The sequence below is a fragment of the Shewanella polaris genome, assembly GCF_006385555.1.
Taxonomy (GTDB): domain Bacteria; phylum Pseudomonadota; class Gammaproteobacteria; order Enterobacterales; family Shewanellaceae; genus Shewanella; species Shewanella polaris.
This window is the reverse complement of record NZ_CP041036.1, coordinates 95,198-117,140: the sequence shown is the minus strand read 5'-3', so window position 1 is coordinate 117,140 and position 21,943 is coordinate 95,198. Positions and strand designations below refer to the sequence as shown.

Below are 21,943 nucleotides of genomic sequence, written 5' to 3'. Positions count from 1 at the left end.
GTCGCCAAAGTGGGTTTTAACGTACGCTAACACAAACAGTAATGTCGAGTAGTTGGAGGATTTATGGCACTCAGTGAAGCCGCAATAAAAGTACAAGCCGCACTAAAAGATCTCGGTCTTGAAACCCCAATGCTGCCGAAAACGTTCACGCCTGAAGAACGTAAAGTCAAAATTGAACATCACATGCGTGAAATTTTGACCCTTATGTCACTCGATCTAAGCGACGACAGCTTGGCTGATACTCCACGCCGCATTGCAAAAATGTATGTTGATGAGATTTTCTCGGGGCTTGATTACGAAAACTTCCCTAAAATCACTGTTATCGAAAATAAAATGGGCGTTGATGAAATGGTGCGTGTACAAGACATCAGTCTTACCAGCACCTGCGAACATCACTTAGTAACCATTGATGGATTCGCGACTGTCGCTTATTTACCCCGCACAAAAATTATCGGTCTATCGAAAATAAACCGAATCGTGCGATTTTTTGCCCAACGTCCACAAGTACAAGAGCGCCTAACCCAACAAGTGTTAGTGGCACTGCAAACCTTATTAGAAACCAAAGACGTAGCGGTAAAAATGGATGCGGTGCATTACTGCGTTAAATCCCGCGGCGTGATGGACTCAACCAGCTCGACTACCACCACTGCATTGGGCGGTATTTTTAAATCAAACCCTGCAACCCGCGCTGAGTTTTTACATCTTGTAAAATAGGTTTGAATCATCGCGCAAGCCAATAAAAAAAGCAGCCATCTAATTTAATAATCTAGAGGCTGCTTTTTTGTTGATAATGATTAATAAGAAAAATAATATAAAATATTAAATCCCGTATTGCTCACGATAAGCACTAACGGATGCTAACTCTGCTTCCATACCCGGCTTTTCAGACAGATAATTAATTAAATCGGCCAACTTAATAATCGACACAATCTGACAACCAAAATCACGTTCAACTTCTTGAATCGCCGACAACTCACCCTTGCCTTTTTCTTGGCGATCTAATGCAATCAACACGCCTGCAAGCTGTGCATTGTGAGCATTAATGATTTCCATTGATTCACGAATCGCCGTACCGGCGGTGATCACATCGTCCACCAGCATAACTTTGCCTTTTAGCTCGCTGCCCACCAAACTGCCACCTTCACCGTGAGTTTTGGCTTCTTTGCGATTAAAACAGTATGGAATGTCTACATCGTGATGATCGCACAAAGCAACGGCTGTGGTTGTCGCAATCGGAATGCCTTTATACGCCGGACCAAACAATAAATCGAACTCAATACCCGAATCCATTAACGCCGCAGCGTAAAAGCGACCTAAGCGTGCTAAGTCTTTACCGGTATTAAACAATCCAGCATTAAAAAAGTACGGACTCGTACGGCCAGATTTAAGGGTAAACTCACCAAAACGTAATACTTGGCGGGCTAAGGCAAACTCGATAAATTCGCGTTGATAGGCTTTCACGGTTATTCCTCTATAATCAAAATTTAGCTTAAAAAAAAGGACCGTAATCGGTCCTAATTTTTCAACAGCATATTAACTTAATGCGGCTTTCTGTACATCGACAATTTCGCGAATACTGTTTTTAGCTAACACTAACAACTCAAGTAACTCTTCATGGCTAAAGGGTTCGCCTTCTGCAGTACCTTGAATTTCAATAATTTTACCGGTTTCAGTCATCACTACGTTCATGTCTGTTTCTGCAGCACTGTCTTCAATGTATTCTAAATCACTGATCGCTTCGCCATCAAAAATACCAACGCTTACTGCGGCAATTAAAAACTTAAGTGGGTTAGCTTTAATAATGCCTTTACCACGAGCCCAATTAAGTGCGTCAACCAATGCTACACAAGCACCAGTAATAGCAGCAGTACGTGTACCGCCATCAGCTTGAATCACATCACAATCGATAACGATGGTGTTTTCACCTAACAATTTCATGTCTACAGCGGCACGTAATGCACGGCCAATTAAACGTTGAATTTCTTGGGTACGGCCAGACTGCTTACCACGAGCCGCTTCACGGTCCATACGGCTATGGGTTGAACGCGGTAACATACCATATTCAGCAGTGACCCAACCTTGGCCCTGACCTTTAAGAAAACGCGGTACGCCTTCGGTGAAACTGGCAGTACATAATACTTTTGTGTCGCCAAACTCAACTAAAACAGAGCCTTCAGCATGTGCAGTAAAAGAACGCGTAATAGTGATAGGGCGAGTTTGAGCTGGTGTACGGTTACTTGGGCGCATGAAAAGTCCTGTAGTCGATTTTAGATCATATTTGAGCGCATATTATAGAGCTTCATGCCGTGAGATGCCACGACAAACCCACGCTATTCTCTATCTGTTGCTTAAACAGTTGTGCTTCAACACTCGATGTAATTGATATAGGCCAAGATAAGCAATAATTCTATCGACAAATCCTTTAATCTGACCACCTAAAACAGCTATAATCAACCCACATTCGCGAAATAATATAATAGGACACTTCATGATCCAAAGCATGACAGCCTACGCTCGTATCGAGCACAAAGCACAATGGGGCACCGCCTCATGGGAAATCCGTTCAGTTAACCAGCGCTACCTAGAAACCTACCTGCGCCTACCTGAGCAGTTCCGCAGCTTTGAACCTGTCTTACGCGATCGTCTACGTAAACGCCTTAACCGTGGAAAAGTAGAAGTGAACTTGCGTTATGAACTCGCCGATAACAGCAGCAACGAATTACAACTAAACCAAGACCTAGCCAAACAATTGCTTAATGCGGCCAACTGGTTAAAGCAAGAAGCAGGTCAAGGCGAACTCAGCCTAACAGACGTATTACGCTGGCCTGGCGTGCTAGCCTCAGCCGAACAAGACATGGACAGCATTGGCGCAGAGCTAATGACAGCGTTCGACAGTGCTATCGATCAATTTATCGAAGCCCGTGGACGTGAAGGTGAGGCCATTAAAGACATGCTACTGACTCGCTTAGACGGCGTAATGGAACAAGTGAACATTGTTCGTGAGCACATGCCAACCGTAATGAAGTACCAACGTGAAAAACTCACTAACCGCTTAGCAGACATTGCTGGCGAATTAGATCCTGCTCGTATTGAACAAGAAATGGTATTACTGGCGCAAAAACAAGATGTCGCCGAAGAAATGGATCGCCTCGAAGCCCACGTAGTAGAAGCTCGTCGCATTCTTAAAAAAGGTGGCAGCGAAGGCCGCCGCTTAGACTTTATGATGCAAGAGTTTAACCGCGAATCAAATACTTTAGCCTCAAAATCAATCAGTGCAGAAATCACTTCAGCAGCGGTAGAATTAAAAGTATTAATTGAGCAAATGCGCGAGCAGATCCAAAACGTCGAGTAAGCTTTAAGTTTGGACCTAGTAATATTAAGCCCAGCATTGCTGGGCTTAATTGTTTGTCTGAGCGAGTGGATTACATCTTAGTTTGTATCACGCTTTCTGGGGTAATCAGCTTAGCGCTTTCAGTCAATCCATCTAATATTGAATCCCGTATATAAATAGGAAAATCATGCGGTATTTGTGCTATTACTGTCTTTATCACCGCGTCAATCTGATTAACTGTTTCAAGCAAAATAGTATTCATAGTATCGGCATCAAAACCCACCGCCTTGGCGGTTTGAATAAAGTGTCTAGGGAAGATTTGTGCAACGTCCCCTTACACGCTATAGCCGTTAAAATAAAACTTACACGCTTTAGCGTGTAAAACACTCACATAACAACTTCCTCTTGCTGTTAATTATAGAGACCTATCATAACCAGCGAGATGTACTCTAATATAAAATTCGACCTACAATGGCGAGTTATCTGACTTATCAAATGTAACAGCCCTCCACTAATATTTAGCTGATTTAACACAACGACTGCATACACTGTTTTATTTAATCAACACTATCTTATTGCGGTTAGTTTCTACTAACTCGAATAACATGAAACCTTTAAGTACGTAATTCAATAACCTAGTGAACACGTGAACACGAGAAAACGTGATGGTTTGTCATATTGTTCACATTTTTAACATTAAAAGAATATGTCACTCAATAGCTTGAATTGAGTCACTAACCAAAAATACATTGTGATATATCTTTCAATGGCTAAGTCCTGAAAATAATACCTAAATCCATTGGGAGAAATACTATGTTTTATGTACACATGCTGCTGTTATTAGCGGTGATATTTGTAGGTATACGCCATGGCGGTGTCGCCTTTGGTTTACTCGGTGGGTTAGGAGTTTCGGTACTCGCTTTCGTATTTGGCATCGCGCCAGGTACACCACCTGTCAGTGTAATGTTAATTATTCTAGCGGTTGTAGCTGCCTCTGCGACATTAGAAGCCACTGGTGGTTTAACGCTGTTAGTAAAGTTTGCCGAAAAACTGTTACGCAAACATCCTGAACATATTGTCTTTTTAGGCCCTCTTTGTACTTATACGTTAACGGTATTAGTTGGTACAGGACATTCTGTTTATCCACTACTTCCTGTTATTTACGATGTATCGTACAAAAAAGGTATCCGTCCTGAGCGTCCATTGGCAATGGCAACTGTTGCTTCACAAATGGGGATTACAGCCAGCCCAATTGCTGCTGCAGCCGCAGTAGTACTAGCAACAGCTGTAGATAACAATCTTGATATTAACTTGCTTGATGTACTAATGGTAACCATCCCTGCAACCTTAACAGGTTTGCTAGTGGCGTGTACTTGGAGCTTAAAGCGCGGTAAAGATTTAGATAAAGATGAAGATTTTCAGGCGCGCCTTATTGATACAGAGTTCCGCGAAGCATTAACAGACCCAGCAGCTGACAAGGTTCAAACACCAGAAGCGAAGTCTACGGCGAAGAAAGGCTTAATCATATTCTTACTCGGTATTTTTGCCGTTATCATGGTAGCGATGTTTAGTAAGCAAGTTCTGCCTGCTGGCGTAAAAATGTCGGTCGCGATTCAGTTTATGATGCTGACCGTCGGTGGTTTGATATTGTTGGCCACTAACGTGTCACCGAAAAAAATTGTCACCAGTAATGTGTTTACAGCCGGTATGACCGCGGTCATTATTATTTTCGGTATTGCGTGGATGAGTGACACGATTATTACTCACCATAAAAGCTTTTTGATTGCTGCCGTAAGTGACCTTGTGAGTGTTTATCCATGGACATTCGCTATCGCGATGTTTGTGTCTTCAATATTCTTAAAAAGTCAGGCTGCAGTATTAACCATTATGTTGCCATTAGGGTATTCATTAGGGATCCCAGCACCAGTATTAATCGGTGTACTACCAGCGTGTTATGCCTACTTCTTCTTCCCATTCTACCCAAGCGATTTAGCGGCGATTAGTTTTGATAGAACTGGCACAACTCATATTGGAAAATATGTACTTAACCACAGCTTTATTATTCCTGGATTTATCGGTGTAGGTACTGCAACTGTTGTTGGTTACTTCATATCAATGGCAATTAACTAATCTCAACTTATGTTTTGATTTGAGCTTTGAATAAAGCGATAAACCGCTAGTGACTCACTAGCAACCATAAAAATGGCAGCCACTGTGGCTGCCATTTTTGTTTATATTGCTAGGTGATAACTTGAATGCAAGGCAACTCCCACAACTAGTAGATAGTAACAAAGTATGAAATTAAGATGTTGATAATCAATATAAAATATAGATTTAAAAATCTTGTATAGCGAACTCTATTTTTACTAAAAAAGTAACTCGTAAACCTATAAAAATAATGATTTAAACTATAATAAATGTATCTTAAAAAATATAAGAAATATGATTATGCAGCCATATTTACAAGCTTTTGGAACTCAGTTTAATTTGGGATTTAACCCTAATGATTATCCATTTTTAATCGATAACAGTTACGGTAACGATACTTGTGTAAGCTTCTATTTTAAACAGAATAACCAATACAATATATTATGGGTAGAGCATGAACTGGCTAGCAACCGTGAAATAGAAGGTGCTCGTTACACTATCGAATCTGCCATCAATGAAGGTAATGATGAGTTCCCTGAAATATATGCTGGTGCTGAAGCTGTTAATATCTTTGAGTGCGAAACAAGTTAAGATCTCATCACTCACCTTAATCTAATAACTCTTTAGCTATTCCGCCCACCACATCGTCCTATGCAACACGCCGTAAACCCATCCATGGGGGCTTGACGAAAACATCCTGTTTTCAACAGTTGCAGATGCCAATATGGCAGGCTTTGGCAAGTTCATATGAATTAATTCCTTCAATAAATCATCACTTCAGGTGCTTAAAAGAGGCCAATGTGACTCATAGTCCGTGGACTCCTTATTTAAGAATGCTGACAATATCGCATGTAATTCATTGGAGATAACACCATGTGTGATAATTCATATACCGAAATAATTGAAGAAACTATTGATGGTTTTGATATTTATATAGAGCCTAATCCCGACCAATACTGTGGCGGCTATATTTGGTCGGTTTCGAAAAATAATGAAGAGTTAGATACTGGGTTGGTTTTCTCTATAGATAATGCTTTCGAAGATATATTTGACAACATTAATTCAAATCAAAACAGTTCACTCTAACATCGGTCATAAATTCAATAAGCGATAATATATCACCCCTAATTTGTTCCGGATAACAGCGGTGCAAAGATTTCGGCACAACTAGTTTAACTCCAGCTAATTTCATCTCAGCATATTGATTAATTGAAACCCCTTCTTGTAGGGTAAATAAATGCTTTATTTTGATATCATCAGCCTCATTAATAATCTGTCGCCATCTATCTTTACATGTAGTTTTTACTGCCAACATTCGCAAATTTTGTCTAGGAAATAGTTTGTTATGATATGAGTCACAAGAAGGGAAAATGAAATCAGGTTTTTTGTTGGCTTCAGTTACACATTGTGAAGTAAAGTTTGTAATACCATTCTCTTGAAATATATGTTCTAAATGTAATTCCAGTGACTTTCCAGATCTAGATTTACGTCGGTTGCTTACTGAATTTGCAAGATTAACAAAGTCATCAACGGTATCAAAACCATCCCTGATTTTATCAAGCACATGAAACTCTTCAATTTTCTTAAATGCAGTATACTCAACATCCCTGCGTTCAATAAGTAAGTCATCTGGTTCTGCGGCTTTAAATGTATAAACTTCAGCCAAATGCTTAATCAATTCTTCACCAGAAGGAAATTTAAGTCTCCAAGCATCTGGTATTTTGTACAGGTTCGACTCTTTTGGGTTTGTGCGCTTAAAACCACTTAACAGATTGCTTGATGGACCAAATAAGCATTCACCGGGTAAAACTTCACCTATCGATTGCTCAAGGAAATCTTCATCTTCAATAGTACTACATACCCATACCTGAACAGTTACACAATCAGATTTATTACCCCGAACAAATGCAAATAAAGCTAAGGCACCTGTATTATCGGGATTTTGTAATGGTGATTTCCTTCCTCCCCAACCAGTGATACGTTTTTCATTTCTGGTTTTACCGAAAAATCGATTATTGTAATAAATAGCTCTTACTTGTTTATCATCAAAATCATGTGACAAAGTTACGGCTTTAAAATACAGGTCAGGGTTTAACCTATCTATGACATTCAATGAAGGAAAAAGATTATCCATCACATTTTTCGGAACATAAACTCCGACTTGATGACCGCCACTAGCGCCAGTATCATTAGCAGATAATCTTTTTATGTAAAGAGAATAACCAGTAGAAGAAATGCTTGATAACCAATCAGAAAATACCACTTTATACCTCGTAGTTATAAAAAATTTAAAACCTAAATCAATGTACCTCATAACATCTCGTTAGTCAGCTGATTCAACCAAAGATTATAGATATCAAAAGCCTCAACAATCTGGGATTTTTGTGTGATAGAATCTCACACAAATCCCCCTTAAAACTAAAGTCATGGTTAAAGATATTATAACTCTTGGAGATGAACTCAATGAGCTCCTCCATAAAGATGACGAAATTGCCACACACTCATTATTCAAGTTACTAATTGAAATATATGATCAAAAAAATCTAGCTATAAAATTAAGTGAGATTGGTATTGGCGTAAGCCGTGAAAACCTAAACAAATGGTCTAAAAACTCTAATTCTGCATGTATAAACTTAGACAAAAAAACTAGGCTATTTATCGAAAGTCATTTGTTGCCCAAGAAACCAGAACATTGGGATAATCCAACATTCACATTCATAGATCTTTTTGCCGGAATCGGTGGTATTAGGAAAGGATTTGAAGATTTAGGTGGTAAATGTGTATTTACAAATGAATTAGATCAAAAAGCTAGAAAAACATATCTTGCTAACTACTATGTCGATAAAGATGAGTTACCGTACTTCCTTGACAAAGAAGAAGATAATTCCAGGGCAAATACTTCTTTTATGGATATAACAAAGGTCACATGCAGCAATTGCCAAATTATGTCCGAATCAGAAAAGGCGTTACATATACTTCAACATGTTCCACAACATGATGTACTTTTAGCAGGTTTTCCTTGCCAACCTTTTTCTATTGCTGGTGTTTCAAAGAAAATATCCCTTGGCAGAGCACACGGCTTTGAGTGCGACACTCAAGGTACTTTATTCTTTGACGTAGAAAAAATAATTGAAGCAAGAAAACCAAAATTTTTTGTACTTGAGAATGTCAAAAATCTCAAAAGCCACGACAAAGGTAATACATTCGCAACAATTATCAGAACGTTAGACAAATTAGGATACTGGCTGCTTGATATCACTAATGCTGGTAAAGATATTGAAGATGCAATAATAAATGTTAGAAAAAGAAAAATAGAACCAACCATTATTGATGGTATTCATTTCACACCCCAGCATCGAGAACGAGTGGTTCTGGTAGGAATCAGAAATGATCTTATACAGAAATTTCCTGATTTAAAAAATCTATCTTTGTCTCAAATAGAAAAACCTGAAAGTCGTTATACTCTTGATGAAATCTTATCAGATTTAACAGAGGCTGAAGTTAAAAGGTATACGTTAACCCCAAACCTTTGGAATTATCTTTATCATTATGCTTTAAAACATAAAACCAAAGGTAACGGCTTTGGTTTTGGTCTTGTTAATCCTAGAGATCAACATGTTACAACTCGTACCCTTTCTGCTCGCTATTACAAAGATGGCTCAGAAATTCTTGTAAATCATCAAGGGCTTGAAAATGAATACCTAGAAGCAAAAAAGAAATATGGTATTTTCAAGAACCAAGAAAGAGAAGAGTTTGCAACTTCCCATGCATTAAAATCTCTAGGTGACATAGAACAATCAGAGCAATCTAAGGAACTGATAAAGGATGGAGAAAAAATTTACGATGAAAAGTTTGGTCGCTACGCTGAAGAATTTAATCCTTTATATAAAACACCAAGAAGCCTCACACCAAACGAATGTGCAAGACTGATGGGATTTGAAAAGCCTGAATTTGATCGAACAAGATATGATCATGATTTTAAAATAGTTTGTGCTAATGCTAGTGCGTATAAACAATTTGGTAATTCAGTGGTTGTGCCTGTATTTAGAGCTGTGGCAAAACTCCTGAGACCCGCCATTGAACTGACAAAGGAATTTGATTAATTAAGCAACACATACCTTGTGCTCCTTCCGCCCGCACCGGTTTTGACCAAACATTGTTGTTCAACTAGTTGAGCTAAATGGCGAGTTGCGGTTGCGCGGCTGACTTTAGCCACTTTTTGATATTGGCTGCTGCTGATCCCATCACTAAAATCACCATCAAGCAGCCGGTTAAGTACCTTAACTTGTTCTGTTGTTAATGTTGGAGTGAGTAAGCGCCGATCGACACGAAGCCAGAATTGGGTTTTCGCGATGGTTTGTTCAATGTTATTGAGAGTGTGTTGAACAGCATCATTTAAGGTGTCTAAAAACCATAGTAGCCAAGGTGTAATATCGAGATGACCCTGTTGGGTAGACTCTAATATCGAGTAATAAGCTTTACGTCGCTCAAGTATGCTAACTGACATAGCGTAAAAATGAATCGAACGATGTTCAGCTTGCGCTAATGCTAAATCGGTCAGCAAACGGGTAATACGTCCATTACCATCATCAAGCGGATGCAAGGTAACAAACCACAAATGAGTGATGGCTGCTCGTACTAGCGGATCAAGGTCAGCCTGTTTTAGTGATTGATTAAACCACTCAATAAACTGCGTTAAACTTTGGTCTAGCGTATCTCGAGGAGGCGCTTCAAAATGGACTGTCGGTTTGTCTAAACGCCCCGATACCACCTGCATAGGCTCATCGCCGCGTAGCTTACCGCCAATAACAGGATTAAACACGGCTTGGTTACTCGGAAACAACAGAGCATGCCAATCTAAAATACGCATTAGGCTAAGTGGCTGTTGCCAGTTTTGTAGCGCATCTAAGGTGATAACGGCTAAACCATCGGTTTGTGCAGTTGTGGGATAAGGATTTTCTTCGCTCACCCCAAGTTTATTGGCCAAAGATGAACGTACAGACAATGCGTTGAGTGTTTCGCCTTCTATCGCACTTGAATATACGATGTTGGCGATCATAGTATCGAGTGTCCATTGACTAACAGATTCAGTGCCTATCTTACCCAGTAGCAAACCTTGGTTAAATTGAATTTGACGCAATAAAGGATTAATACGGATATGGTCCCATACAAAATCAGGCCATTCTTGTTGTTGCCAAATCCACATATTAACCTCTGTTTAGCTGACTTAAATACTGCTTTGATGCAAACACTAACCTATTCTACTCACCATATGAGGCAAATAGCAATTTATTCGCCTCACCATATGAGGCGAATAGGATAGTTAATTGCCTCATGACTCCTACTAGCAAGCTCGATAACACCTTGGCTGGCATTTCGGTATAATCATTTACTGATTCAATAACCTTCAAATAACCCAATGCGACTGTAAATAATGACACCCAAGCCGACTGAACTATCAACAACGCCACAAGCCGATATGCCTAAACCCACTTTGACGAACAAGTTGGCTAATAAAGTATTTATTATCGGTTTGCCGCGTACCGGCACTACCAGTGTAAGTGTGGCCTTGCTTGAGCAAGGGTTAACGGTTGCCCATCAGGCCTTTACTAAACAGGCATTTATGTTGGCCGATGCGGTATCTGATGCGCCCTGCTTTAGTGATTACCAACAATTAGATACGCTATTCCCCAACGCTAAATTTGTCTATTTAGATAGGCCGCTAGATAAGTGGTTACCGTCGATGCAAATGCTATTGAGCAGAATGTTAGTACATTTAGATAAGGACAATGGTCGCTTTCATCCAATAATGAAACGCAGCTTTAATCATTGTTTTGATATATGGCAGGTTGAAGATGTGTTTGATGACGACCATTTAACGGCCTGTTATCAACGCCACCAGCAGCAAGTGTTGAGCTATTTTGCAGGGCGAGATGACTTTATAACCATTGATATCAGCGTTGCTGGTAGCTTTGCTACCTTGCTGCAGTTTATTGATTTAGTTGAGCCTGATACGGCCGAACTCCCACAACCAAACTTTCCACAGTTAAACATGGGCCGCAATGTGGCCAGCTGGGATGAATATAAACACCCAAATAAAATTAGCGCTAATGCAGCAGGGCCTGATAAACGTAAGTTTTTTGATTACCGACTTTAACGATTTAAATTTAGAATGAGCCAGTTAATACAGCACTACTCGCGCGGCAGCAGCTTTTAACCGTTTATATATCTCGCAGCGGTTATTTATCTTTATTGCGCTTTTTCTTAGCGACGGTTAGCCAATCTAAGCTAACGCCTGAAATGGCGTTAAAGCCACGGATACGGAAAATAAGTGTCAGCAATTGAGGCCTTGGGCGAGTTTTGGGCTCGACCGAGCGCGGAATAAACCACAATGCCATTAACGACCGCATACAGGTTGATACAATAAACACCACAAATATTGGACTGCTTAACCAAGCGTCCAACCCTGACCAGATTAGAAATGCTTCAGAATATGAGGCTATTACGCCACCGACCATAGCACCAATAAATACAAAACCGGCACTTAAGCCTGCTTGTAAGGCGGCATAGATGGCAAAGTCACTGCGAAAGGGGCGAATATCGTAAAGATAATTAGCAGTGCTTAAGGTAAAGCCGCTCCAACCAAAACCGGCAAATGCTTGAATGGCAAGAATGTATAAATAATTATCAGAGAATAACCATAGTAATGGCAAACTCGGAATTAAACAGCTGGTGATAATCATCACTAACCGATTGCCATATAAATCGCTAAAGCGGCCCCAAAATCTTAACGTGATGAACTGAGTAAAAATAGACGCTACGCTCGAAAGGACGAATTCAAAATAGCTAAATTGCAGATCGTCCAACATATACACAGCAAAAAACGGTGCCGAAATTGCCACCATGCACTGCATACCCGCCACAAATAAACTGTAATGGCGGAAGGTTTTATCTTTCCATGCTTGGCGAAAGTTATATAGGGTTTGAGTAAACACCCCTGATGCTTTTGCCACTCTCGGTTCTGGGTCGTGCATTTGCAATAGCAACCAAGCTGATGCAAAACGCCCCATAGCAGCAATCGAAAACAGTAAGCTAAACCCTAACCATGCCATCTGTACCGAGTCAGTTAGCGTTAATATGCCACCGCCGACAAAGAACACACTCAGCGATGCCATCATGGTTAAGCGGGTGCGAGAAGCAAAAAAGGCTCCACGACGACGCTGCGGCACTATCATGCCCATCCATGCACGCCAGTGCGGTTGAATGAGATTGATAAATCCTTGATATAGCACCGCCAAGCCAATAAATATCCACACTGCATTATCTGGTCTAAACGCCGCAAGTGCGCCCATGGCCAATACCACAACTGCTTGCAAAACCGCACATGCGACAATAAACTGCCGACGGCTAAAATGACTCGCCAACCAAACAGACAACAGCTGTGTCATAGCACCAAACAGCTGCGGTAAGCCCGTCACCCAACCCATTTGGCCTAGGCTTGCCCCTAAGAATATGGCATAAGCATTAAAAAAGTTATCACTGGTGGCAGTCATGGTAGACGACGCCACCGCTTCTTGCTGGCTACGTCGTAAGGTACACCTCAGCCACGACAATCTATCGCGACTGCGTGAACAAGCATTAGCGGAACTAGATGAATAATCTAAAGCCATAAGAGGTATGAATACACGCCATTGATAAGTGAGTGACTAAGGATACTGGTTAACGTAACGGATTAACGTCACGAGTTAAAATTATGGCCGATAAGTGACCAGCTCACAATCTATAGCGATCACATAATCCGCTATTGTCATTGTAAGTTTAAGTGCGTACTGAAAGCACCATAAACACAAAAGCCCTGTCGATATTCATCGGCAGGGCTTTTTGCACATCAATACTAAAGTAAACACTCACCTAACAAAAAGACACGATGCCTTCGGTGACATATTGCTCAGGCAGCTTTTGTAACTGTTTTAGCAATAAAGGATTACCCAGTAAATACGCTAACTCTTGGCGCGTAAATAGGTCGGTAATACTATATTGGCATTGTGCTTCTTGTACTTTTACCCGAGTAATGGCTTCGAGTGACTCAACCGCAGAACCGGGTAAACGGTGTGGTCTTTTATCAATAATGTCTAAATGAAGCGCCATTAACTCTGGGTCTTGCAACAACCTTGATAAGGTCCACGGTTGAGCAATGGCATTACTATATTCTTCACGACGTGATAGCGACTCAAGGCTAAGCTTTGGCGGGCATATCTCTTCAGGAGTGGCCAAAATGTGCATACGCTTGACCCACAACCCCAAACGTTCCGAACCTGTCATGGCAGAAAGCGGCACAGCTAGCCATAAACCGATTAGCGCTGGGCTCATCCAAGCGAGTAAAGTAAGCGAATCCAATACAGCCGCGTAACCTAATAGCACTCCAATTAACATATGCCAACGATGGCGATAAGTCAGTGTTAACCAAGGTAAGCTGCCATCGTCACGCCTCTGTGGCGCCCAGCCACTATCGCGTCCGGCTAAAATCGATATTACAGCGCCACAATGAATAAGCATCATAATCGGTGCGATAAGTGCCGATAAAATAACTTCCACCACAATGCTAATTATCACTTTATCCCGACCGCCCAATTGCCGGCTCATCTTGCTATTTTTCAGTAATAACAACACGCCAAATATTTTGGGGCCAAACAATATTCCCATGGTGATGTAAAACAAGCGTAATGCACGGTCTGAGTCCATTACTGGCCAAGTGGGAAATAGCGAAAACTGATCAGTAAAATATTCTGGGCGAATAAAATGTGCCTGCAATGCCAGCATTAACCCAGATAGAATGAGCAATAACCAAAAAGAAGATGACAAGTAGGCCATAATCCCAGAGAGCAAATGTAAACGGCTCACCCAATGCAATCCTTTGGCAAACAATACTCGCGAGTGTTGTAAATTTCCTTGGCACCAACGACGATCGCGCACCGCTAAATCGATAATAGACGGAGGGCATTCTTCGTAAGATCCAGGAAGATCAGCTGCAATCACTACGCTCCAACCAGCACGTCGAATCAACGCAGCCTCAACAAAGTCGTGGCTCATGATATGACCGCCAAAAGGCGGCTTTCCTGCAAGATTGGGTAACCCCGCAGCGCTCATAAAAGCCTGTGTACGGATGATGGCATTATGGCCCCAAAAGTTACCTTCTTTATCCGCCCACCAAGACAAACCAGTACCAATAACCGGACCATAAATACGCGCAGCAAATTGCTGTAGCCGCGCCATTAAAGTGTTGCCATTGATTAAATACGGAATGGTTTGGATTAGCCCAGCATCAGGATCAGCCTGCATACGCTGAGCTAAACTAACAATAGTGTGGGTTTCCATTAAACTGTCGGCGTCTAGCACTAACAAATGGTCGTATCGGGCGCCCCAGCGTTTACAAAAGTCACCCACATTACCGGCTTTACGGGCATCATTTTTACGACGGCGACGATAATAGACCCGCGCATCTTTGCTCACTTGATGACGCAATATTAAAAATGCCTGCTCTTCCGCTAACGCAATATCGGGGTCGGTAGTATCGCTTAATATAAACCAATCAAAAGCATGTGCTTCGCCCGACTCAACCAATGCCATTGCCATTACTTCGACCGCAGCAAAAACGCGATCTGGCGATTCATTATAAGTTGGCATTAATATCGCGGTGCGGGTATGTAGCTTTATGCTTTCGGCAGTTTTTGTAGAAGGCTTTTTGAGTAACATAATAAAGCCGGCTATGCCGCCACTAAATGCCAATGCAATCCAACAAAAGTTAACCGCAAACAAGACTAAAACAATGTATTCCAGCGGAGTTACACCGCCGACATTAAATACCGACACCATTTCATAAATAGCCATTACCGACATAATAGCAGCGCTACCAACCACTAAAAGGCGACGTAATCCGTCTGACTTTACACCATTGGCGATAATACTTTTACGTGGCATGCCTTCTGACAACGCACGTAAACTTTGCGGCTCCATTGGGCTTGGTCGTTCTAACGGCATAGCCGTACCGCCAACCAGTGTGGTTTCAATGTCGCTAATAGTAGATTCAGTCTGCATCATGTTTGCTACTATTTAGTCCAACGATAAAGCCAGGTTTCTACATCGCGTGGGCCAGTAAACTTAAGCTCAGCACGTAGTTCAATCAATTCAGCATCTTGTGGATCCATTTCAAATGCCAAACGATAGCCATTAGTTTTAGGCTGACGAGATACCACCACATTGGTCACTTCACCGGCTGAACTCTGCACTTTGGCCACCGGAATTTCATCGTTATTGCCTTCTTTAACTTGATAGTCGATAACAAATAAACGTCTCGGTGTCGCTTTAGCGAGATCTGCTCGACCACTGGCAGTTCGGGCAACAATTACGGTGCCGTCGTCAACTTCGGGCTCGTTGCCCCAAATTAATCGATAAGTAAAATGAAACTCGCTACCCGCTGCAATAGGTTGTTTAGGTTTCCAGTAACTGACGATGTTGTCATGTATTTCAGAGTCGGTTGGTATTTCGGTTAACACCACTTCACCCGCGCCCCAATTTCCGACCGGTTCAACCCATAAACTTGGGCGACGCTCGTAGTGGGCTTCGAGATCTTGATACGCATCAAAACTGCGTTCCCGCTGAATTAAGCCAAAACCTTGAGGAGAGTTGTCCATAAAGGCACTCACTTGCAATTGCTTTGGATTAGCTAATGGACGCCATAAACGCTCGCCGCGACCATTTAAGATCAATAGCGCATCAGAATCATGTACTTCTGGTCTAAAGTCATCGGTGTTTTGACGACCATTCATTGAATGTAAAAACATACTTGTGCTTGGTGCTAAACCGACTTTAACTAACTCTTTGCGCGGAAATAAGGTCGCTTCCACATCAATATGAGTGTTTTCGCCAGGTCTAACTGAAAATCGATATGCCCCAGCAACACTAGGGCTGTCTAACAATGCATGCACCACAATTAAGTTACTGTCGGTGTTTGGGCGTTCAACCCAAAAAGCACGAAATATAGGAAATTCTTCGCCTTCAGGTTCAGCGGTATTTAACGCTAAGCCCCTTGAAGACAAGCCGTAATCGTTGCCTTTACCCAATGCACGAAAATAACTCGCCCCTTGAAATACCATAAGCTCATCAAAATATGCTGGGGTATTTAACGGATAATGGATACGTAAACCAGAATAGCCAATATCTTGGGTCGGCAAACGCTGACTCAACACATCACCTGCAGTAAAAAACTCTGAGTTATAGGCTAAGTGGGTGGCTTGCTTACCTTCAACTAGGGCAATTTCAATCAAGTCTTGGAAATAAAAACCCCGATGGAACAATTGCATTTGATATGGCAAACCTTCGGCTTTCCAAATAGAAGCTTCTGGCTTAAAGCGAATGTCGCGATATTCATCGTAAGATATTTTAGCCAACCCAGGCGGTAAAGGGTCCTTAAGATCCACATAGGGGTTTTGCGCTAATTTGCGCGCAATCTTAACCACCGAATCAGAGTCAAAGTTAGCCGTTTTAGCAAAACGAACTTTGGTTTCTGTGTTCAAATTATTAGGTGATTTCACAATCGCTTGTTCATCTACATAAGTTCGCTGCGGTATGATCACGCTAGGCGATGTTGGTGCAATGATCGGCGGAGTGGGTTCTTGTGCAGCAAGATTAAAACAAAACCCTGCAGCTATAGCTAACGACAAACACGTTAGTGATTTTTTGATAGTTTGAGATGAGGCCGAAGTACGACTACTCAGTAAGCTAACCATAATAGGCTACCTAAAAAATACAGCGTTAATATGCGAGTTCCAGAGCGGTTATTGCGGCAAAATGTCTTGGTACACAACCCTATGCTCTATTTCGCGAACGATATCAGAACGTCAAAATTTTGCACAACTATTCATCAATAAATACCATTAGTACCTATAACATTTTAATCTATTGATATATCGAAATAGCACAAAAGGGGAAGGAAAAACTACCACATTGTTATTTATCAGATTTATAGGCTATTCATTTCAATCGTAATGAATATATTAACTGTGCTATTAATTATTAATCCTCTTTAAATGCAATAAGTTACTCTAAGACCAAACCAATAGAAGCACTCTCTATTTAAGATAAAACGAGTTTGGGTGAATTGTTCAGTTATCAATTTCATTTCTGTATACAAGTTCATTCACATTGACAATTTACTGAAAGTTTACATCTACAAAAACAAGGTATCTAAAATAGCTCATGCTAATGATTTTATTGAATAAATAAAGATTGAATAACTTATTAAAATAGGGGTTTTGTAGTAACTACACCATAAGTACAAGTACGAGTCTTGACTGCTACGCCATAAATGAGAATAATTATCAAAATCAATACCGACATATACTTTGATCATTATGTTTACCTCCAGCTTTATCGCCACCAGCCCATTGAAATTAGCTCCCAATAACCAACAAGCTATTTTGGGAATCGAAAACTTAACAATTCCTTTCTCATCAGAAAACACTCCTTTTTACGTCATCGATAACACGCCTAAACAACAAGCTTATTTACACCGAAACATTTTTGATTGCTGAAGATAGAGGCATGAACTTTAAAAGCCAACTTATCACTTTAAAACAGACCAAACAAACATAGGAAATATGCATGTTACCTGAAAAATCCAGATTCACTTTGACCACCATTGCGGTGGCCATTGCAGCCAGCCTTGCTAGTTCAGCGGCATTTGCTGACGACAAAAGTCAGACAGAAGTCAAACCCGAAGTCATTGTGGTGACGGGGAGCTTATTGGGCAATTCTGAAGTTGCTGATTTAAAAACCTATACCGGTAACCGCTCAATTATTACCTCTGATCAAATAGAGCGCACTGCAGCCAGATCAATTGACACTGCATTACAACAAGTCCCTGGGATTAAAATTAAAGATGAAACTGGAACAGGGGTTTTACCTAACATATCAGTACGAGGTTTAGACAGCAGCCGCAGTGGCTACGCCCAAGTCTTACTCGATGGGATCCCAATGACACTTGCGCCATATGGGCACACTGGCCAGTCATTATTCCCTGCCACCTTATTCATGATAGATAGAATTGATGTAGCACGCGGTGGAGCATCGATTCAATATGGCCCTAACAACGTTGGCGGCGTAATAAACCTTATTTCAAAGCCAATCCCAACAGACTGGGAAACCAGCCTTAATGAACGCATGACCTTCTTTGGTGACAGTAATATCTTATTTGATACTAACGTCAGCACTGGCGGCGCGGTTAATGAAGATTTTTCGATGCGTTTCGATGGCAACATCACCAAAGGGGAATCGTTTCGTGAACACTCCGAAACCGACATTAAAAACCTAATGTTAAAGACCCTATGGAATATCGATGGGCAAAACAGCTTAGACGCCACGCTTCAATATTACGATGCTTTTTCTGAGCTACCGGGTGCCTTAAATACCGCCGCATATGAAGCTGATCGAGAACAATCTCTACGTCCTAATGATGAATTTAATGCCAATACTAAACGAGTGTCATTGAAATATAGCCATGTTCTCGATGATTCGAAAATTATCGATTATGGTGAGATTGATCTCAGAGTATTTGGTAATAAGAGTTCACGTAATTTTCAGTGGGATTTTTATGACTCAAGCAAAGACACCGACGGTAATTTAGGTACTAGCTGGAGTGATACTACGCAAGAAGCCACTCATCTGCGTAACTCTCCACGCGACTTTACCGTGTTTGGCATTGAGCCAACTGCAAGTCTGCTTATTGATGGTGATATTAGTCAGCACATTATCGCTGGTGCTCGTTATATTAATGAAGACATTAGCTACCAACTAAACCACATAGAAAAATCGACTCAAACTGCAACTCGTCCGCGCGACTGGCAAATGGATACTAATGCCATGGCCTATTATGTGAGTAATAAAGTGGGATTCTTTGATGACACATTTTCGATTACCCCTGGCATAAGATATGAAGATGTCCGCATGACCTTTACCAATGTTGGACAAGGTTATAGCCAAGATAATCACGTGACCGAGTGGCTTCCGGGCATCACTTTAGGTTACGAATTCAGTTCAAATTGGTTTGCGTATACCAATGCTCAACGCTCATTGAGAACGCCGCAAATTTCACAATTATGGCCTAAAGATCAAACTCTAGAATCAGAGCTATCGTGGAACTATGAAGCAGGCGTACGCTTTACCCCAACAGAACGCAGTAACTTAAGTATTGCGGCTTACCGTATCGATTTTGAAAATAAAATAGAGTACGACGGTGACGTTAGTCTGTTCGTCAATATTGGCCAAACCCGTAACCAAGGTATTGAGCTAGAAGGCACTTACTCACCTATGTCGCTACCAGATCTGGTTCTAACGGGTGCCTACAACTATTTAGATACTGAACAACTTGATGGAGAATTTGCCGGTAACGAATTGGCTTATGTGTCTAAACATCAACTTTCTGCCAGTGCTTTATACAGTATTAAGGATGTTGATTTAGGATTAATGGCCTTTTATTACAGCAAATCATTTTCCGACCTGGCTAACACAGTTGAAGAGAATGTATCTGGTACATCGGGAGAAGTGCCTGCGTATACCGTGGTTAACTTCAATATTGGTACTGAGTTTTTCAAACAAGATAGTCACGGCCTAAAAGTGGGATTATCCGTCAATAATCTATTTGATAACGAATACTACTTTAGAGGCTTAGATGTATCGCCAGCGGGACGAGTGCCAGCATCGGGTCGTTCACTGAGCTTAGATGTCGGTTACACCTTCTAACTGACATCCGTTTCTAAGAGCGTATTGTTAGCTCAAATTGAAATGTATACATGCCCTAAAAAAACAAAGCCTCAACAAATATGTTGAGGCTTCTTCATTATATAAATACAGACTGACCTAATACTTCACGGATAAATTAACGCCGTTTTAGCCTTGGTCAAAAAGAAGATTATGGTTGACCGTGGTCATCATAAAACCATGATGCTAGGGTGATGCTAATAACAATCCCCAATTAATATTAAACAATCAGATCTTTCATCAATTCTTCCAACACATCAGCCTGACGACTCAAACTCTCAATTTCTGTTGCTGTGGCATTAACTAAATCCATCACTTGAATAGAACTGCTTCTGACAGAATCAACATCATTAGCAATATTATCAGCGACGGCACCTTGCTCTTCTGCCGCGGCGGCAATTTCCAAACTTCTGTCAGAGATATGCTGATTTTGCTCAGCAATTTCACTCATATTTTGGCTTGCATCTGTCATAAACTGTTCGCTGGTCTGAGCTTCTGTTACTGTTTTCGCCATCACGCTCATCACGCCTTTACTATTGGTTTGCAGCGTTTCGATGATCTTTTGAATCTCGACGGTAGCTGCTTGAGTTCTACCCGCTAAGGTTCTTACCTCATCTGCAACAACTGAGAATCCACGACCCTGTTCGCCTGCTCTTGCTGCTTCAATAGCAGCATTAAGGGCGAGTAAGTTGGTTTGCTCCGATATGGCATTAATTGTTGATATTACATCACCAATTTTAGTGGTACTGGTATCGAGTTCGGCAACGGCAACAGAGGCACCACGAACGTCCCCCGCTAATTGATTAATCTCAACCAAGGTTTTTTGGATTTGAGCTTGTCCTTGAGTTGTTTTTTCTGTTGCTCGCGATATTTGTGTAGACGATTCTTGAGCGTGACTAGCAACCTCTCGAATCGACACAGCCATTTCTTCAGTGGCACTCGCTAGCGAATCAATACGATCTTGCTGCACACTGGCCAACTGGGTATTATCATCGCTACGAACACGCAATTGAGCACTAATCTGTTGGATAAGAGCAATGGTTTCTTGGGTGGCTTTCACCAACTTATGTTCACGTTCTGAAACCCTATCCACCGTTCTTGCGATCAAATTAAATTCATTTCGTGACGGTGCATAGCCGATACGAGAAGCAAGGTCGCCTTCGGCTAACTTTCTCAATGCATGATAAATATGGAATAAACCACCACCAATGAACGTCTTAATATAGTGAGAGCAGACAATCATCAGCAACAAACTCAAACTAATGGCAATGATGTGCCATAAACCAAATCCTGTCACAAAACTAGTGTCATCTACATAACTCAATGAATAGTTCTGCCCTGACACCTGTGCTGAAATATCAGTATTATTACCAATGTTAATCGGGGTGTTTTGCAACAGTGGTGCTAATTCAGATGAAGATAATTGTGTGGAGGAGGCTAATTGAGCAATCAAGTCCACTTGTTGCTGCGCCTCTACGGTGCGTTGTGAAGATGCCGCATCGATGAAACAAATGCCAATAACCACAATGGCAAGCACGGCAGTAAAGAAAAGAACAAGAAAATTCTCTTGCAGTTTTACGTTGATTAAGTACTTGTCTATCCAACGAAATGCAACTTCTTTCACGATGATATCTCCAAAAATGAGCAATG

The 21,943-nt window shown here is 41.2% G+C and carries 16 protein-coding genes; 8 read left to right on the top strand and 8 right to left on the bottom strand.

Going from position 1 to position 21,943, the window contains the following annotated elements; translation table 11 throughout:
• The first annotated feature begins 63 nt into the window (after positions 1-63).
• Complete coding sequence (gene folE / locus FH971_RS00485; RefSeq protein WP_137223941.1) at positions 64-714, top strand: GTP cyclohydrolase I FolE; 651 nt, start codon at positions 64-66, stop codon at positions 712-714.
• A gap of 105 nt (positions 715-819) precedes the next feature.
• On the opposite strand, the gene pyrE is transcribed toward folE, so the two are convergent.
• Together pyrE and rph are read right to left on the bottom strand one after the other, a co-directional pair.
• Positions 820-1,461, bottom strand: coding sequence for an orotate phosphoribosyltransferase (pyrE, locus tag FH971_RS00480; protein WP_137223942.1), 642 nt, complete (start codon positions 1,459-1,461; stop codon positions 820-822).
• A gap of 72 nt (positions 1,462-1,533) precedes the next feature.
• Complete coding sequence (rph, locus tag FH971_RS00475) at positions 1,534-2,247, bottom strand: ribonuclease PH (RefSeq protein WP_137223944.1); 714 nt, start codon at positions 2,245-2,247, stop codon at positions 1,534-1,536.
• 241 nt (positions 2,248-2,488) lie between these two features.
• On the opposite strand from rph, the gene FH971_RS00470 reads away from it, so the two are divergent.
• From FH971_RS00470 to FH971_RS00455, 4 genes are all read left to right on the top strand, one after another.
• Positions 2,489-3,352, top strand: a complete 864-nt coding sequence (locus tag FH971_RS00470) for a YicC/YloC family endoribonuclease (RefSeq protein WP_137223946.1) — start codon at positions 2,489-2,491, stop codon at positions 3,350-3,352.
• A 792-nt stretch (positions 3,353-4,144) separates the two neighbouring features.
• Positions 4,145-5,461, top strand: a complete 1,317-nt coding sequence (locus tag FH971_RS00465; protein WP_137223948.1) for an anaerobic C4-dicarboxylate transporter — start codon at positions 4,145-4,147, stop codon at positions 5,459-5,461.
• Positions 5,462-5,779: 318 nt separating this feature from the next.
• The gene (locus tag FH971_RS00460) at positions 5,780-6,070 is read left to right on the top strand and encodes a hypothetical protein (RefSeq protein WP_140232943.1); all 291 of its coding nucleotides are present in this window, start codon (positions 5,780-5,782) and stop codon (positions 6,068-6,070) included.
• Between the two features lie 282 nt (positions 6,071-6,352).
• Positions 6,353-6,565, top strand: coding sequence for a hypothetical protein (locus FH971_RS00455; RefSeq protein ID WP_140232941.1), 213 nt, complete (start codon positions 6,353-6,355; stop codon positions 6,563-6,565).
• On the opposite strand, the gene FH971_RS00450 is transcribed toward FH971_RS00455, so the two are convergent.
• Positions 6,537-7,793 carry a type II restriction endonuclease gene (locus FH971_RS00450; RefSeq protein WP_140232939.1) on the bottom strand — a complete coding sequence of 419 codons (1,257 nt, stop codon included), beginning with the start codon at positions 7,791-7,793 and terminating at the stop codon, positions 6,537-6,539. The genes FH971_RS00455 and FH971_RS00450 overlap by 29 nt on opposite strands.
• A gap of 112 nt (positions 7,794-7,905) precedes the next feature.
• On the opposite strand from FH971_RS00450, the gene dcm reads away from it, so the two are divergent.
• Positions 7,906-9,582: a DNA (cytosine-5-)-methyltransferase gene (gene dcm / locus FH971_RS00445; RefSeq protein ID WP_059746849.1), complete on the top strand. Its 1,677-nt coding sequence runs from the start codon at positions 7,906-7,908 to the stop codon at positions 9,580-9,582.
• Here dcm and FH971_RS00440 read toward each other — a convergent pair.
• Entirely contained in the window at positions 9,579-10,685 is a 1,107-nt protein-coding gene (locus FH971_RS00440) for a Fic family protein (RefSeq protein ID WP_140232937.1), read from the bottom strand. The genes dcm and FH971_RS00440 overlap by 4 nt on opposite strands.
• 228 nt (positions 10,686-10,913) lie before the next feature.
• Here FH971_RS00440 and FH971_RS00435 point away from each other — a divergent pair, with 228 nt between their 5' ends.
• Entirely contained in the window at positions 10,914-11,636 is a 723-nt protein-coding gene (locus tag FH971_RS00435; RefSeq protein ID WP_140232935.1) for a sulfotransferase family protein, read from the top strand.
• Between the two features lie 82 nt (positions 11,637-11,718).
• On the opposite strand, the gene FH971_RS00430 is transcribed toward FH971_RS00435, so the two are convergent.
• The 3 genes from FH971_RS00430 to FH971_RS00420 all read right to left on the bottom strand — a co-directional run bounded on the left by FH971_RS00430 (position 11,719) and on the right by FH971_RS00420 (position 17,265).
• Positions 11,719-13,032 (bottom strand): MFS transporter, encoded by a 1,314-nt coding sequence (locus FH971_RS00430; RefSeq protein WP_240778417.1) that lies wholly within the window; start codon positions 13,030-13,032, stop codon positions 11,719-11,721.
• 358 nt (positions 13,033-13,390) lie between these two features.
• Complete coding sequence (gene mdoH, locus FH971_RS00425; protein WP_140232931.1) at positions 13,391-15,577, bottom strand: glucans biosynthesis glucosyltransferase MdoH; 2,187 nt, start codon at positions 15,575-15,577, stop codon at positions 13,391-13,393.
• 8 nt (positions 15,578-15,585) lie between these two features.
• On the bottom strand, positions 15,586-17,265 hold the full coding sequence (locus FH971_RS00420) for a glucan biosynthesis protein G (protein ID WP_140232929.1): 1,680 nt from the start codon (positions 17,263-17,265) through the stop codon (positions 15,586-15,588).
• Positions 17,266-18,139: 874 nt separating this feature from the next.
• Between FH971_RS00420 and FH971_RS00415 the strand changes: the two genes are divergently transcribed.
• Positions 18,140-20,275, top strand: coding sequence for a TonB-dependent receptor family protein (locus FH971_RS00415; RefSeq protein ID WP_140232927.1), 2,136 nt, complete (start codon positions 18,140-18,142; stop codon positions 20,273-20,275).
• 238 nt (positions 20,276-20,513) lie between these two features.
• Here the strand turns inward: FH971_RS00415 and FH971_RS00410 are convergent, their stop codons facing one another.
• Positions 20,514-21,917: a methyl-accepting chemotaxis protein gene (locus tag FH971_RS00410; RefSeq protein ID WP_140232925.1), complete on the bottom strand. Its 1,404-nt coding sequence runs from the start codon at positions 21,915-21,917 to the stop codon at positions 20,514-20,516.
• Between the last annotated feature and the right edge of the window lie 26 nt (positions 21,918-21,943).

What these genes read in the sequence shown, in the direction of transcription:
- FH971_RS00415 (WP_140232927.1), top strand. Translation starts at nt 18,140, where the DNA reads ATGTTACCTGAAAAATCCAGATTCACTTTGACCACCATTGCGGTGGCC.
- FH971_RS00420 (WP_140232929.1), bottom strand. Translation starts at nt 17,265, where the DNA reads ATGGTTAGCTTACTGAGTAGTCGTACTTCGGCCTCATCTCAAACTATC.
- FH971_RS00450 (WP_140232939.1), bottom strand. Translation starts at nt 7,793, where the DNA reads ATGAGGTACATTGATTTAGGTTTTAAATTTTTTATAACTACGAGGTAT.
- mdoH (WP_140232931.1), bottom strand. Translation starts at nt 15,577, where the DNA reads ATGATGCAGACTGAATCTACTATTAGCGACATTGAAACCACACTGGTT.
- FH971_RS00460 (WP_140232943.1), top strand. Translation starts at nt 5,780, where the DNA reads ATGCAGCCATATTTACAAGCTTTTGGAACTCAGTTTAATTTGGGATTT.
- folE (WP_137223941.1), top strand. Translation starts at nt 64, where the DNA reads ATGGCACTCAGTGAAGCCGCAATAAAAGTACAAGCCGCACTAAAAGAT.
- dcm (WP_059746849.1), top strand. Translation starts at nt 7,906, where the DNA reads ATGGTTAAAGATATTATAACTCTTGGAGATGAACTCAATGAGCTCCTC.
- FH971_RS00455 (WP_140232941.1), top strand. Translation starts at nt 6,353, where the DNA reads ATGTGTGATAATTCATATACCGAAATAATTGAAGAAACTATTGATGGT.
- FH971_RS00435 (WP_140232935.1), top strand. Translation starts at nt 10,914, where the DNA reads ATGACACCCAAGCCGACTGAACTATCAACAACGCCACAAGCCGATATG.
- FH971_RS00430 (WP_240778417.1), bottom strand. Translation starts at nt 13,032, where the DNA reads ATGACTGCCACCAGTGATAACTTTTTTAATGCTTATGCCATATTCTTA.
- rph (WP_137223944.1), bottom strand. Translation starts at nt 2,247, where the DNA reads ATGCGCCCAAGTAACCGTACACCAGCTCAAACTCGCCCTATCACTATT.
- FH971_RS00465 (WP_137223948.1), top strand. Translation starts at nt 4,145, where the DNA reads ATGTTTTATGTACACATGCTGCTGTTATTAGCGGTGATATTTGTAGGT.
- FH971_RS00440 (WP_140232937.1), bottom strand. Translation starts at nt 10,685, where the DNA reads ATGTGGATTTGGCAACAACAAGAATGGCCTGATTTTGTATGGGACCAT.
- FH971_RS00470 (WP_137223946.1), top strand. Translation starts at nt 2,489, where the DNA reads ATGATCCAAAGCATGACAGCCTACGCTCGTATCGAGCACAAAGCACAA.